The sequence below is a fragment of the Streptomyces sp. NPDC093600 genome (genome assembly GCF_044764755.1).
GTDB lineage: Bacteria > Actinomycetota > Actinomycetes > Streptomycetales > Streptomycetaceae > Streptomyces.
This window is the reverse complement of the sequence record NZ_JBIWIU010000017.1, coordinates 99,914-114,067: the sequence shown is the minus strand read 5'-3', so window position 1 is coordinate 114,067 and position 14,154 is coordinate 99,914. Positions and strand designations below refer to the sequence as shown.

Genomic DNA, 14,154 nt, shown 5'->3' with positions numbered 1-14,154 from the left:
CGCCCGGTTACATTCCGAACCCGGAAGCTAAGCCTTTCAGCGCCGATGGTACTGCAGGGGGGACCCTGTGGGAGAGTAGGACGCCGCCGAACAATTTTTAGCCTCAACCCCCGGACTAGCTCCGGGGGTTGAGGCATTTTTGCGTTCCGGGGGCGAGCGACCCCTGTGCACTGGTCCCTCGTGGCTGAAGGTAAGGTCAGGGGGCAACATCGGCACGTTCCCACAGGAGGCCCCCGGGTGGAGGTCCAGGAGACTCGCGTTCAGACGGACCGGGTGCTCACCATCCCCAACATCCTCAGCATGGCTCGCCTGCTGGGCGTGCCGCTCTTCCTGTGGTTGATTCTCCGTCCCGAGTTCGGTGGCCCGAAGAGCGACGGCTGGGCCCTTCTCGTGCTGATGCTGAGCGGCGTCAGCGACTACCTCGACGGTAAGCTCGCCCGCCGCTGGAACCAGATCAGCAGCCTCGGCCGGCTTCTGGACCCGGCCGCCGACCGGCTCTACATTCTCTCCACCCTCGTCGGGCTGACCTGGCGCGAGATCCTGCCGCTCTGGCTGGCCCTGGCCCTTTTGGCGCGCGAGTTGATGTTGCTGGTGATGGTAGGAATCCTCCGCCGGCACGGCTATCCGCCGCCTCAGGTGAACTTTCTCGGTAAAGCTGCCACTTTCAACCTGATGTACGCGTTCCCTCTGCTGCTGCTCAGTGACGGAACCGGATGGCTGGCATCACTCGCTGAAGTTTTCGGGTGGGCCTTCGCCGGATGGGGTACAACTCTGTATTGGTGGGCAGGGATCCTCTACGTGGTCCAGGTCCGCCGACTCGTGAAGGCGGATACCGCGGCCGATTGAGCCCGTCTGTCCTGTGCCGTGCAACGTCGCCGGCAGCAGCGAGGACGCTGGAGGGCCACTGAGTGGCAGGCGAAGTCGGCTGGACCGTCGTCTCTTCAAGGAGGACGCTTCCGACATGAAGGCCGTCGTGATGGCCGGTGGCGAAGGAACTCGACTTCGCCCGATGACCTCGAGCATGCCCAAGCCTCTTCTGCCGGTGGCCAACCGGCCGATCATGGAGCATGTCCTGCGACTGCTCAAAAGGCACGGTCTCAACGAGACCGTCGTCACCGTGCAGTTTCTCGCTTCCCTCGTCAAGAACTACTTCGGTGACGGCGAAGAGCTCGGTATGGAGCTCACGTACGCCAACGAAGAGAAACCGCTGGGCACGGCGGGGAGCGTGAAGAACGCCGAGGAGGCGTTGAAGGACGACGCCTTCCTCGTCATCTCCGGGGACGCGCTCACCGATTTCGACCTCACCGACCTGATCGCCTTCCACAAGGAGAAGGGCGCCATGGTCACCGTCTGCCTGACGCGCGTGCCGAATCCGCTGGAATTCGGCATCACGATCGTGGACGAGGAGGGCAAGGTCGAGCGGTTCCTGGAGAAGCCGACCTGGGGCCAGGTCTTCTCGGACACCGTGAACACGGGCATCTACGTCATGGAGCCCGAGGTCTTCAACTATGTCGAGGCGGACGTTCCGGTCGACTGGTCGGGTGATGTCTTCCCCCAGCTCATGAAGGAAGGCAAGCCCATTTACGGCTATGTCGCCGAGGGCTACTGGGAGGATGTCGGCACCCACGAGAGCTACGTCAAGGCGCAGGCCGACGTGCTCGAAGGAAAGGTTCAGGTCGAGCTCGACGGATTCGAGATCTCGCCTGGTGTCTGGGTGGCGGAAGGGGCCGAGGTCCATCCCGACGCCGTTCTCCGCGGTCCGCTGTACATCGGTGACTACGCCAAGGTCGAGGCCGGCGCAGAGATCCGCGAACACTCGGTCATCGGCTCGAACGTCGTCGTCAAGAGCGGCGCCTTCCTTCACAAGGCCGTCATTCACGACAACGTCTACATCGGTCAGCAGAGCAATCTGCGCGGCTGCGTGATCGGCAAGAACACCGACATCATGCGGGCCGCCCGGATCGAGGACGGGGCCGTCATCGGGGACGAGTGCCTGGTCGGTGAAGAATCGATCGTGCAGGGCAATGTCCGGGTGTACCCGTTCAAGACGATCGAAGCCGGTGCGTTCGTCAACACCTCCGTCATCTGGGAGTCCCGGGGCCAGGCGCATCTCTTCGGCGCGCGCGGCGTGTCCGGAATCCTCAACGTGGAGATCACGCCCGAGCTGGCCGTCCGGCTGGCCGGAGCGTACGCCACGACCCTGAAGAAGGGTTCGACGGTCACCACCGCGCGCGACCACTCCAGAGGTGCCCGTGCGCTGAAGCGCGCGGTGATCTCCGCGCTGCAGGCCAGCGCCATCGACGTACGCGACCTGGAGAACGTACCCCTGCCCGTGGCCCGCCAGCAGACCGCGCGCGGCAGCGCGGGCGGCATTATGCTGCGGACCTCGCCCGGCGTGCCGGACTCCGTGGACATCATGTTCTTCGACGAACGCGGAGCGGACCTCTCGCAGGCCGGCCAGCGCAAGCTGGACCGGGTGTTCGCGCGGCAGGAGTACCGGCGGGCGTTCCCGGGCGAGATCGGTGACCTCTCCTTCCCGGCGAGCGTCTTCGACTCGTACACCGGCTCACTGCTGAGGAACGTCGACACCTCCGGGATCGCGGAGGCCGGGCTCAAGGTGGTGGTGGACGCCTCCAACGGCAGCGCCGGCCTTGTCCTGCCGAGCCTGCTCGGCCGGCTCCAGGTGGACTCGCTCACGATCAACCCCGGTCTCGACGAGTCGCGGCCCACCGAGACGGCCGAGACCCGGCGCGCCGGTCTCGTCCGGCTCGGGGAGATCGTGGCGTCGGCCCGGGCCGCGTTCGGAGTGCGGTTCGACCCGGTCGGTGAGCGGCTGTCGCTCGTCGATGAGCGTGGGCGGATCATCGAGGACGACCGGTCGCTGCTGGTCATGCTCGACCTGGTGGCCGCCGAGCGGCGCTCGGGCCGGGTGGCGTTGCCGGTGACGACCACGAGGATCGCCGAGCAGGTCGCCGCGTACCACGGCACTCAGGTGGAGTGGACGACGACCTCGCCGGATGATCTGACCCGGGTCGGCCGCGAGGAGTCCACGATCTTCGGCGGTGACGGCCGCGGTGGCTTCATCATTCCCGAGTTCAGCAGCGTCTTCGACGGTGCGGCCGCTTTCGTGCGGCTGATCGGTCTGGTCGCGCGGACACAGCTCACGCTCAGCCAGATCGACGCGCGTATCCCGCGGGCGCATGTGCTGAAGCGCGACGTCGCGACCCCGTGGGCCGTGAAGGGCCTGGTCATGCGGCGCGTGGTCGAGGCGGCCGGGGACCGGTCCGTGGACACCACCGACGGTGTACGTGTCGTGGAGGCGGACGGGCGCTGGGTGATGGTCCTGCCCGACCCGGCCGAGGCCGTCACCCATCTGTGGGCGGAGGGCCCCGACGACACCTCGGCGCAGGCCCTGCTCGACGAATGGGCGGGTGTGGTCGAGAGCGCAGGTCACTGACCGACCGCACGGGTGAGCCGGGAGGTGTCGTGAGACGCCTCCCGGCTCATCGGTGGGGCCATTCGGCGGTAGGCCGTACGACGTGCGACGATGTGCGGCATGTCGCAGCAGCACCCCGTTCGGAGCACCGGATCACCCGCCCCGCGTCCGGACGCGTCCATGTCGCTGCTGAACAACGTGACGGACCACGCGCTCGACGACGGCTACGCGGAGGCGTCAGCCCGGCGGGAGGCGGAGGGCGGCGGTCTCCCCCGTACCCTACGGGCCAAGCTCGGCCTGGCGGCCGGACTGGTCCTGGCGGCGGCCGTGGTGACCGTCGGCGCCGCCGAGGCGCGGATCTCGGCGCCCGTCGTCGCCAAGGAGCGGCAGGAGCTGATCGGCAGGATCGACGCGGAGACCGCGGCGGCCGACAAGCTGGAGCGGGACGTCGAGAAGATCCGTGCCGAGGTGGGGGAGCGGCAGCGCAAGGCGTTGGAGCAGCACGGTGGAGACCAGGCCGAGCTCGTGGCGCTGCTGTCCGGTGCCACGCCGGTGCGAGGCCCTGGCGTGCGGCTCGTCGTCGACGACGCCAAGGGCACCGACCAGGGCGGCGGAGGCCCCCGGGAGAGCAGCGGGTTCGCCGACACCGGGCGCGTACGTGACCGGGACATGCAGCGGATCGTCAACGGTCTGTGGGAGTCCGGCGCGGAGGCCGTCGCGATCAACGGGCAGCGGCTGACGTCCCTGTCCGCGATCCGGGCGGCCGGCGACGCCATACTGGTCGACAACAAGCCGCTGGTGCCGCCGTACACCGTGCTGGCGGTGGGGGACGGGCAGCGGCTGAGCACCGCGTTCCAGGACAGCGCCGATGGGCAGTACCTGCACGCGCTGAAGGAGAACTTCGGGATCCGGACGAGCATCTCGGTCCAGGCCGAGGTGCGTCTGCCGGCCGCGCCGAGCCTGATCGTACGTACAGCAGTGCCGAGGGGAGCCGGGGCGGCCGACGCCACCGGGCGGGCCACGGCCGACACAGGGAAGGGCACATCTTGATCGCCGTACTGGGCCTGATCGTGGGAGTCGTGGTCGGACTGTTGGTCCGGCCCGAGGTTCCGGCGGTGGTCGAGCCCTATCTTCCGATCGCCGTGGTCGCCGCCCTCGACGCGGTCTTCGGCGGCCTGCGGGCCATGCTCGACGGGATCTTCGTCGACAAGGTCTTCGTGGTCTCCTTCCTCTCCAACGTGGTCGTGGCCGCGCTGATCGTCTTCCTGGGCGACAAGCTGGGCGTCGGCGCCCAGCTGTCGACCGGCGTGGTCGTCGTCCTCGGTATCCGGATCTTCTCCAACGCGGCCGCCATCCGGCGCCATGTGTTCCGGGCGTGAGGCCGATGAGCAACGACGAGACTCCCCAGAACGAAACCCCTCAGAACGAAACCCCTGAGAACCCCTCGAACGGGACGCCGCCCCCGACTTCGAGGAACGCCGCTCCTCCGGAGCCGGCTCCCCACGACGAAGCTCCGCAGGAGGCGGCTGCCGGGAACGGCATGACGGGACGGCAGCGGCTGAAGGCCGGCCTGTGGCCGCCGCGCGTGAGCCGGGCTCAGCTCATCGTCGCCGTCCTGCTGTTCGTCCTGGGCCTCGGCCTCGCCATCCAGGTGCGCTCGACCAGTGACAACAGCGCGCTGCGCGGCGCCCGCCAGGAGGACCTGGTGCGGATCCTGGACGAGCTCGACGACCGTACGCAGCGACTCGAGGACGAGAAGGCGCGGCTGGAGAGCCAGCGCTCGGAGCTGGAGTCCAGTTCGGACCAGGCCGAGGAGGCGCGGAAGCAGACGCAGGAGAAGGAGCGGCAGCTCGGCATCCTGGCCGGCACGGTCGCGGCCGAGGGGCCGGGGATCACACTGACCATCGCGGACGGTTCGGGCGCGGTCGAGTCGGACATGCTGCTCGACGCCATCCAGGAGCTGCGCGCCGCCGGTGCCGAGGCGATCCAGGTCAACGACGTACGGGTGGTGGCGGACAGCTATTTCTCGGGCGGTGACGGTTCGATAGAGATCGATGGAACGAAGGTGGCCGCTCCGTACGTCTTCAAGGTCATCGGCAAGCCCGAGGATCTCGAGCCCGCGCTCAACATCCCCGGTGGAGTCGTCCAGACCCTGGAGAAGGAGCAGGCCACAGCCACTGTGGCCCGGTCCGAGAAGATCGTCGTGGATGCCTTGCGACCTGCGAAGCGGCCTGACTACGCTCAGTCGTCCTCGCAGTGAGGCGGGGTGCATGACGGTCACGCGACAAGGGCAAGAGGTTGCGGGGGGTCGCCGCACCACAAGCGTGGTGCGTGGTGGAAACTGTCCGGAGGATACGGACGTTGTGAGAATGTCCGGGTCGGCAGGTGTGTTCATTCAGGGTTCGTCCTGCCCCACGGGCGGGTCTGTTTCGGTCAAGGGGAATCGCCCGTGAAGTTGTTTGCGAAGTTGTTCGGCAAGAGCGCACGCGAGGACGGCGGCAACGCCAAGCACCGCGCGCCGCGCCATGCCCAGAGTGAGGAACAGGGTGGCGAGCGCCCCCTCTTCCGTGATGAGGTCGATGGCCAGGGCGGTGACATTCCGGGCGGACAGGGCGCGTCGTCTGTTGACCCTGCCGGTGCCGGCCGCATAGGTTTCGGAGAACCATCGACCTCGAGTGCGGGTGGAGGGTTCACCCCCGACCCGTATGCGACCCAGACCTCCGCGGGCCAGCCGCGGCAGGAGGATGCGTCCATGCCGGTGTGTACGAGGTGCGGTCACCGCAACACCGCGGACAGCCGTTTCTGCTCCCACTGCGGTGCGCCACTGCGTGCCGGTGTGCCCGTGGAGCGCGCGTCCGAGACGACGTCCACGATCTCGATCTCGGGTCTTGAGGCGTACGACTCCGAGGTCACCGGCCAGACCGCCGTTCCGTCGCTGTCGCCCGAGGCGCTGGCGGCCGTCGAGGCGCTGCCGACCGGTTCGGCGCTCCTCGTCGTGCGTCGTGGCCCGAACTCCGGCAGCCGCTTCCTGCTGGACGGCGAACTGACCACGGCCGGCCGTCACCCGCAGAGCGACATCTTCCTGGACGACGTGACGGTGTCGCGGCGGCATGTGGAGTTCCGGCGGGCGCAGGACGGCAGTTTCACGGTCGCCGATGTCGGCAGCCTGAACGGTACGTACGTCAACCGTGAGCCGATCGACTCGGCCGTTCTGTCCAACGGCGACGAGGTGCAGATCGGCAAGTACCGGCTGGTGTTCTACTCGAGCCAGCGGGGCGCGTAACGCCTCGGAGAAGCCTTCAGGGAAGGTCCATGCTGCGAACACCGACGGGCGGTGCCGGACACGGTGCCGCCGCCGCGGGCGACCGGCTGGTCAGCATCGGCGCGGTGCTGAATCAGCTGCGCGACGAGTTTCCCGAAGTGACCATCTCCAAGATCCGGTTCCTGGAGGCCGAGGGGCTCGTCGAGCCCCGGCGGACGGCCTCCGGGTACCGGAAGTTCAGCCCGCAGGACGTGGAGCGGCTCGCTCAGATCCTGCGGATGCAGCGTGACCACTATCTTCCGCTGAAAGTCATCCGCGAGCATCTCGACGCCCTCGCCCGGGGTGAACAGGTCACGCTGCCCGCCCCGAGCCCCCAGCGGGACCTGCTGGACGGTGCCTGGGAGGTGGAGGGCGACCGTCCGACCGCCACCCGGGTGGGCCGGGCCGAGCTGCTCGCCGCCGCCGAGGTGAGCGAGGAGGAGCTCGCGGAGTGGGAGTCGTACGGGCTCATCGCTCCGGCAGCCGAGGGCGGGTACGACGCCGAGGCGGTCACCGTCGCGAGACTTGTCGCGGACTTGGGGAGATTCGGTCTGGAACCGCGCCATCTTCGGGCGGTGAAAGCGGCCGCGGACCGGGAGGCCGGGCTGGTCGAACAGATGGTCGCGCCGTTGCGCCGGCACCGTAATCCGCAGACCAGAGCGCATGCGGAGGCCACCGCCAAGGAGCTCGCCGGGCTCTCCGTGAGGCTGCACGCGGCACTGGTGCAGACGGCGCTGGGCATCCGGTTGCAGTGATCTTGGGGGGTCCCGACTACCCAAACCGGTCGAGCACGTCCTAGGGTTGCTGTGTGAACGAGCTCGACGTTGTGGGTGTCCGGGTCGAAATGCCCTCCAACCAACCGATCGTGCTCCTGCGTGAAGTGGGAGGCGATCGGTACCTCCCCATCTGGATCGGACCGGGTGAGGCGACCGCGATCGCCTTCGCTCAGCAGGGCATGGCTCCTGCCAGGCCGCTGACGCACGACCTCTTCAAGGACGTCCTTGAGGCGGTGGGCCAGGAGCTCACCGAGGTCCGCATCACCGACCTCCGTGAAGGGGTCTTCTACGCGGAGCTGGTCTTCGCCAGCGGCGTCGAGGTGAGCGCCAGGCCGTCCGACGCGATAGCGCTGGCCCTGCGCACCGGGACGCCGATCTTCGGCAGTGACGGTGTCCTGGACGACGCCGGTATCGCGATTCCGGACGAGCAGGAGGACGAGGTGGAGAAGTTCCGCGAATTCCTCGACCAGATCTCCCCGGAGGACTTCGGTTCCAGCAGCCAGTGAGGCGTTCCGGCGAGGCTCTGTCCCGGCGGACGAAGCGGCGAAGTGCCGTCCCGCGCGGGCGCTGATCCGAGGGCGCGTCAGCGCATTCGAGTAGCCTTTCCCCGAAGAGAGATACGGGAAACCACTCTCAGGGTGATTATCACTCGGCGTGCCGAGTGTGGCGATCGTTGACGCACCCCGAGTGACTGCCTACCTTCGTGTGGGCAGGTCAAGGACGGAGGGTCGGCGTGATGAGCAGCGGCGACGGTACGGCAGGGGGCTCCCTCGGGCGTGCGCCCGGTGAGAACGGTCCGTATCCGCTTCACGGCGGTGTGAGCGACTTCGGTACGGACGCGAGTGCGGACGCGGCCACGGGTGCGGACGCGGATACGGAGACCGTGGGATACCGCGGGCCCACCGCGTGCGCGGCGGCGGGGATCACCTACCGCCAGTTGGACTACTGGGCGCGTACCGGCCTTGTCGAGCCGAGCGTTCGGCCCGCCTACGGCTCGGGGACGCAGCGGCTGTACAGCTTCCGTGACGTCGTCGTCCTCAAGATCGTCAAACGTTTCCTGGACACCGGGGTCGCGCTTCAGAACATCCGGGCGGCCGTGCAGCATCTGCGGGCCCACGGCTTTCGCGATCTGGAGCGGATGACGCTGATGAGCGACGGCGCGACCGTGTACGAGTGCTCCTCGCCCGACGAGGTCGTGGATCTGCTCCAAGGGGGGCAGGGCGTCTTCGGGATCGCGGTGGGAGTGGTCTGGCGAGACGTGGAGGCCGCGCTCTCGCAACTGCACGGTGAGCGTGTGGACACCGGCGAGACGCTGATCGGGCACAACCCCGGCGACGAGCTGGCGCGACGCCGGCGGGACCGGGCCGTCTGAGACCTGGACGCCCTGGATGGTGCTCGGGCCGGAGAGCCGGCCCCTGGGGACCGCCTGCCGGGCGCGTCCGCACGGGAGTGCGAGCCGATTGTCAGTGGCGTAGGGCAGCATCGGAGATGTGAGAGCCGCGCCGACGATTCTGCATCTGGACATGGATGCCTTCTTCGCCGCCGCCGAGCAGGCGGCGAAACCGAGCCTGCGCGGAAAACCGGTGGTCGTCGGCGGTCTCGGGCCGCGCGGAGTCGTTGCCACCGCCTCGTACGAGGCACGGCGCTTCGGCGTCCATTCGGCGATGCCCATGGCGCAGGCGCGCAGGCGGGCGCCGAACGCCGCCTATCTCGTGCCCCGGTTCGCGTTCTACCGGTCCATCAGCGAGCAGGTCATGGAGTTGCTCGGACGGCTGTCGCCCCTCGTGGAGCCGCTCAGCCTCGACGAGGCGTTCGTGGACCTGGAGGCGGGGGGCGTCGCCGACGACAGCGCGAGCGCCCGCAGGGCGGGGGAGCTGCTGCGCCGGGACATCCTCGCGACGACGGGACTGACGGGGTCGGTGGGGCTCGCGGGATCCAAGATGCTGGCGAAGATCGCGTCGGAGGAGGCGAAACCCGACGGGCTGGTGCTCATAGAGCCGGGTACGGAGCGGGAGCTGCTCGGACCGAGGTCGGTGCGGATTCTGCCGGGCGTCGGGCCGGCCACGGGGGAGCATCTGCGCAGGGCGGGGATGACGACGGTGTCGGACCTCGCGGAAGCGGGTGAGGACGAGCTTGTACGGCTGCTGGGGCGGGCGCATGGGGCCTCCCTGTACCGGATGGCCCAGGGGTACGACGACCGCCCCGTGGTGGCCGAGAGGGACGCGAAGTCCGTGTCGGTGGAGGACACCTTCGACGTGGACCTGCACGACCGGGTGCGGATCCGGATGGAGGTGGAGCGGCTCGCGGAGCGGTGCGTGGGCAGGCTGCGGGGCTCGGGGCACTCGGGACGGACGATCGTGCTCAAGGTGCGGCGGTACGACTTCTCGACCTTGACGCGGTCGGAGACGTTGCGCGGGCCCACGGACGATCCGGTGGTGGTGCGGGAGGCGGCGGGCCGGCTGCTCGAGGGGGTGGACACGACGGGCGGGGTGCGGCTGCTGGGCGTGGGGGTCAGCGGGCTGGCGGACTACACGCAGGAGGACCTGTTCGCGCAGGCGGAGGCGGCGGAGCCGCCGTCGGAGGACGAGCCGGGGGAGGCGTCCGTGGCGCCGGAGGCGGTCGAGCCGGAGGCGCCGGCCGAGCGGCGCTGGGCGCCCGGGCACGACGTACGGCACGCGGTGTACGGCGCCGGGTGGGTGCAGGGAAGCGGGGTCGGGCGGGTCACCGTGCGCTTCGAGGAGCCGGGGTCGGGGCCGGGCCGGGTGCGGACCTTCCCCGTCGACGACCCGGACCTGGAGCCGGCGGACCCGCTGCCGCTGGTGGGGGGCGGGGCGGGGACGGCGGCGGTCGCCTAGGAGCCGGCCTGCCGCACACGGGTGTGCCGACAGGGAGGGTTGCTCCCGCGGGCAAGCGGTCGCCCCGGAAGGCCGCGACGCGCGGCCCCCGGGGCGAACGGGGCTGGAGATGCCGGAGGGGCCGGTCAGGCCTCCTCCTGGCCCGCCAGGTGGCCGAAGTCGTGGTCCGGCACCGGCGGCAGGGCGATGTTGTAGTGGCGGTAGAGCTGGAGCTCCTGCTCCGGGGAGAGATGGCGGCCCACGCCGAAGTCGGGGGCGTCCTTGATCAGAGCCCGCTCGTACGGGACGTGGAGGCCGTCCTCGACCAGTTCGCTGGGCTCCAGAGGGACGAAGGCGTCCCGGCTGAACAGGCCCGTGCGGACCGCGGCCCACTCCGGCACGCCCGTCGCGTCGTCGAGGTACACCTCGTCCACGGTGCCGATCTTGTTGCCGTCGCGGTCGAACGCCTTGCGGCCGATCAGGCTGCGCGGATCGATGTCGGTCTGCACGGTCCCTCCAACTGTCGCGACTGGTCTTCAAAGACTACGAAAGTGCACATCTGGGATGTCGGCCACTTGAGCGATGGGAGCGGGAACCGCGCTGGTAGGCTGGCTGTGGCTGTCGACCCCGTGCGGGAGAGTCCTCCGGAGAGAAATTCCGGAGGCGCCGAAGGAGCAAATCCTCCCCGGAATCTCTCAGGCCCCTGTACCGCACGGACGAGGTCACTCTGGAAAGCAGGGCGGGCGTCCGACGGCATCCGCTCTCACCGACGGTGAAAGCCGGCGTGCCCTTCGGCGTGCCGGTGAAACTCTCAGGTTGAGATGACAGAGGGGGAGGCCGTCCGGGCACCCGCGCCGTGGTGCCCCTCGCAGGTCGTGACGACCAGGAGGCCTCCGTACATGACCGCCCACCGCATTCCGCTCTCCGAGCTCGAGCAGGGCATCCCGTTCGAACAGCGGCACATCGGGCCCGACGCCGAAGCCCGGGCCAAGATGCTCGCGCAGGTCGGCTACGGCTCCCTCGACGAGCTCACGGCCGCCGCCGTGCCGGACGTGATCAAGAGCGCCGAGGCGCTCGGCCTTCCCGCCGCCCGCACCGAGGCCGAGGTCCTCGCCGAGCTGCGCGGGCTCGCCGACCGCAACCAGGTCCTCGCCCCGATGATCGGCCTGGGCTACTACGGCACCTTCACCCCGCCGGTGATTCTCCGGAACGTCATGGAGAACCCCGCCTGGTACACCGCGTACACGCCCTACCAGCCGGAGATCTCGCAGGGCCGTCTGGAGGCGTTGCTCAACTTCCAGACCATGGTCGCCGACCTCACCGGTCTGCCCACCTCCGGCGCCTCGCTGCTCGACGAGGGCACCGCGGCCGCCGAGGCCATGGCCCTGTCCCGGCGCGTCGGCAAGGTCAAGAACGGCGTCTTCCTCGTGGACGCCGACGCCCTGCCCCAGACCATCGCCGTCATCGAGACCCGGGCCGAGCCGACCGGCGTCGAGGTCGTCGTCGCCGATCTGAGCGAGGGAATCCCCGCCGACATCGCCGAGCGCGGTGTCTTCGGTGTGCTGATCCAGTACCCGGGGGCCTCCGGCGCCGTCCGGGACATCAAGCCGGTCATCGACGCCGCCCACGAGCTCGGCGCGATCGTCACCGTCGCCGCCGACCTGCTGGCGCTCACGCTGCTCACCTCGCCCGGCGAGCTGGGCGCGGACATCGCCGTCGGCACGACCCAGCGCTTCGGCGTCCCGATGGGCTTCGGCGGGCCCCACGCCGGCTACATGGCCGTCCAGGACAAGCACGCCCGCTCCCTTCCCGGCCGCCTCGTCGGCGTCTCCGTCGACGCCGACGGCAACCGCGCCTACCGCCTGGCCCTGCAGACCCGCGAGCAGCACATCCGCCGCGAGAAGGCCACCAGCAACATCTGCACCGCGCAGGTGCTGCTCGCCGTGATGGCCGGCATGTACGCCGTCTACCACGGTCCCGACGGTCTGAAGCAGATCGCCCAGCGCGTCCACCGGTACGCCACGGTCCTCGCCGAGGGCCTCAGGGCCGGTGGCGTCGAGATCGTGCACGGCTCGTACTTCGACACCCTCACCGTCCGCGTGCCCGGCAAGGCCGCCGAGGCCGTCGCCGCCGCCCGTGAGGCCGGCGTCAACCTGTACCTCGTCGACGCCGACCACGTGTCGATCTCCTGCGACGAGACCACCGGCCGCGCCCAGCTCGCCGCCGTGTGGGGCGCCTTCGGTGTCGACGCCGACATCGAGGCCCTGGACGCCGCCGCCGAGGAGACGCTGCCCGACGGGCTCCTGCGCACCGACGCGTACCTGACCCACCCGGTCTTCCACGCGCACCGCTCCGAGACGTCGATGCTGCGCTACCTGCGCAGGCTCGCCGACCGCGACTACGCCCTCGACCGCGGCATGATCCCGCTCGGCTCCTGCACCATGAAGCTGAACGCGACCACCGAGATGGAGCCGGTGACCTGGCCCGAGTTCGGCCAGATCCACCCCTTCGCCCCCGTCGAGCAGGCGCAGGGCTACCTCACGCTCATCACCGAGCTGGAGGAGCGCCTCGCCGAGGTCACCGGCTACGACAAGGTGTCGATCCAGCCCAACGCCGGATCGCAGGGCGAGCTGGCCGGTCTGCTGGCCGTCCGCGCCTACCACCGCGCCAACGGCGACCTGCAGCGCACGGTCTGCCTCATCCCGTCCTCCGCGCACGGCACCAACGCCGCCAGCGCGGTGATGGCCGGCATGAAGGTCGTCGTCGTCAAGACCGCCGACGACGGCGAGGTGGACGTCGAGGACCTGCGCGCCAAGATCGAGCAGTACCGCGACGAGCTGTCCGTGCTGATGATCACCTACCCCTCCACGCACGGTGTCTTCGAGGAGCACGTCGCCGACATCTGCGCCCAGGTGCACGATGCCGGCGGCCAGGTGTACGTCGACGGCGCCAACCTCAACGCGCTGGTGGGACTCGCCAAGCCCGGCAAGTTCGGCGGCGACGTCTCGCACCTGAACCTGCACAAGACCTTCTGCATCCCGCACGGCGGTGGCGGGCCGGGCGTCGGGCCGGTCGGGGTGCGCGCGCACCTCGCTCCGTACCTGCCGAACCACCCGCTGCAGCCCACCGCGGGCCCCGAGACGGGCGTCGGCCCGATCTCGGCCGCCCCGTGGGGCTCGGCCGGCATCCTGCCGATCTCGTGGTCGTACGTGCGGCTGATGGGTGGCGAGGGCCTCAAGCGGGCCACGCAGGTCGCCGTCCTCGCCGCGAACTACATCGCCAAGCGCCTGGAGCCGCACTACCCGGTGCTCTACACGGGTCCGGCCGGTCTGGTCGCCCACGAGTGCATCGTCGACCTGCGCGCGCTGTCCAAGTCGACCGGTGTCAGCGTCGACGACATCGCCAAGCGCCTGATCGACTACGGCTTCCACGCGCCGACGATGTCGTTCCCGGTGGCCGGCACGCTGATGATCGAGCCGACCGAGTCCGAGGACCTGACCGAGCTCGACCGCTTCTGCGACACGATGATCGCGATCCGCGGCGAGATCGAGAAGGTCGCCTCGGGCGAGTGGCCCGCCGACGACAACCCGCTCCACAACGCGCCGCACACCGCGGCCGCGCTGGGCGGCGAGTGGAACCACCCGTACACCCGTGACGAGGCGGTCTTCCCGGCCGGTGTCTCGGCCGCGGACAAGTACTGGCCGCCGGTCCGCCGCATCGACGGGGCGTTCGGCGACCGCAACCTGGTCTGCTCCTGCCCGCCGCTGGACGAGTACGACAACTGATCAGGGACCGAGCATGAGTCAG

At 69.6% G+C, this 14,154-nt stretch carries 12 protein-coding genes, 1 rRNA gene and 1 riboswitch; of the genes, 12 read left to right on the top strand and 1 reads right to left on the bottom strand.

What is annotated here, in order from left to right; genetic code table 11:
* From rrf to ACIRB4_RS29850, 11 genes are all read left to right on the top strand, one after another.
* Positions 1–92, top strand: a 5S ribosomal RNA gene (gene rrf, locus ACIRB4_RS29900); the annotation flags it as partial.
* 145 nt (positions 93–237) lie between these two features.
* Positions 238–846: a CDP-alcohol phosphatidyltransferase family protein gene (locus ACIRB4_RS29895; protein ID WP_403295533.1), complete on the top strand. Its 609-nt coding sequence runs from the start codon at positions 238–240 to the stop codon at positions 844–846.
* 115 nt (positions 847–961) lie between these two features.
* On the top strand, positions 962–3,457 hold the full coding sequence (locus ACIRB4_RS29890; RefSeq protein WP_403295531.1) for a sugar phosphate nucleotidyltransferase: 2,496 nt from the start codon (positions 962–964) through the stop codon (positions 3,455–3,457).
* Positions 3,458–3,556: 99 nt separating this feature from the next.
* Positions 3,557–4,486, top strand: coding sequence for a DUF881 domain-containing protein (locus ACIRB4_RS29885; protein WP_403295529.1), 930 nt, complete (start codon positions 3,557–3,559; stop codon positions 4,484–4,486).
* A complete protein-coding gene (locus tag ACIRB4_RS29880) occupies positions 4,483–4,815 on the top strand; it encodes a small basic family protein (RefSeq protein WP_015032176.1) in 333 nt (110 codons plus the stop codon). Before ACIRB4_RS29885 ends, ACIRB4_RS29880 begins: the two co-directional genes overlap by 4 nt.
* Positions 4,812–5,696, top strand: a complete 885-nt coding sequence (locus ACIRB4_RS29875) for a DUF881 domain-containing protein (protein WP_403295527.1) — start codon at positions 4,812–4,814, stop codon at positions 5,694–5,696. The genes ACIRB4_RS29880 and ACIRB4_RS29875 overlap by 4 nt, the downstream gene beginning before the upstream one ends.
* 81 nt (positions 5,697–5,777) lie before the next feature.
* Positions 5,778–6,719, top strand: coding sequence for an FHA domain-containing protein (locus tag ACIRB4_RS29870; RefSeq protein WP_403295541.1), 942 nt, complete (start codon positions 5,778–5,780; stop codon positions 6,717–6,719).
* A gap of 29 nt (positions 6,720–6,748) precedes the next feature.
* Positions 6,749–7,492 (top strand): MerR family transcriptional regulator, encoded by a 744-nt coding sequence (locus tag ACIRB4_RS29865; protein ID WP_403295525.1) that lies wholly within the window; start codon positions 6,749–6,751, stop codon positions 7,490–7,492.
* Positions 7,493–7,545: 53 nt separating this feature from the next.
* Positions 7,546–8,019, top strand: a complete 474-nt coding sequence (locus ACIRB4_RS29860) for a bifunctional nuclease family protein (RefSeq protein WP_158985224.1) — start codon at positions 7,546–7,548, stop codon at positions 8,017–8,019.
* Positions 8,020–8,249: 230 nt separating this feature from the next.
* Positions 8,250–8,885, top strand: coding sequence for a MerR family transcriptional regulator (locus tag ACIRB4_RS29855; RefSeq protein ID WP_403295524.1), 636 nt, complete (start codon positions 8,250–8,252; stop codon positions 8,883–8,885).
* Between the two features lie 118 nt (positions 8,886–9,003).
* A complete protein-coding gene (locus tag ACIRB4_RS29850; protein WP_403295523.1) occupies positions 9,004–10,368 on the top strand; it encodes a DNA polymerase IV in 1,365 nt (454 codons plus the stop codon).
* Between the two features lie 125 nt (positions 10,369–10,493).
* On the opposite strand, the gene ACIRB4_RS29845 is transcribed toward ACIRB4_RS29850, so the two are convergent.
* The gene (locus ACIRB4_RS29845; protein WP_403295521.1) at positions 10,494–10,856 is read right to left on the bottom strand and encodes a PRC-barrel domain-containing protein; all 363 of its coding nucleotides are present in this window, start codon (positions 10,854–10,856) and stop codon (positions 10,494–10,496) included.
* A 113-nt stretch (positions 10,857–10,969) separates the two neighbouring features.
* A riboswitch (glycine riboswitch) is annotated at positions 10,970–11,068 on the top strand.
* Between the two features lie 178 nt (positions 11,069–11,246).
* On the opposite strand from ACIRB4_RS29845, the gene gcvP reads away from it, so the two are divergent.
* Positions 11,247–14,132, top strand: a complete 2,886-nt coding sequence (gene gcvP, locus ACIRB4_RS29840; RefSeq protein ID WP_403295520.1) for an aminomethyl-transferring glycine dehydrogenase — start codon at positions 11,247–11,249, stop codon at positions 14,130–14,132.
* Positions 14,133–14,154 lie beyond the last annotated feature (22 nt).

Excerpts from the sequence above, each read along its gene's own strand:
- ACIRB4_RS29885 (WP_403295529.1), top strand. The coding sequence starts at position 3,557 with ATGTCGCAGCAGCACCCCGTTCGGAGCACCGGATCACCCGCCCCGCGT.
- ACIRB4_RS29890 (WP_403295531.1), top strand. The coding sequence starts at position 962 with ATGAAGGCCGTCGTGATGGCCGGTGGCGAAGGAACTCGACTTCGCCCG.
- ACIRB4_RS29855 (WP_403295524.1), top strand. The coding sequence starts at position 8,250 with ATGAGCAGCGGCGACGGTACGGCAGGGGGCTCCCTCGGGCGTGCGCCC.
- ACIRB4_RS29865 (WP_403295525.1), top strand. The coding sequence starts at position 6,749 with ATGCTGCGAACACCGACGGGCGGTGCCGGACACGGTGCCGCCGCCGCG.
- gcvP (WP_403295520.1), top strand. The coding sequence starts at position 11,247 with ATGACCGCCCACCGCATTCCGCTCTCCGAGCTCGAGCAGGGCATCCCG.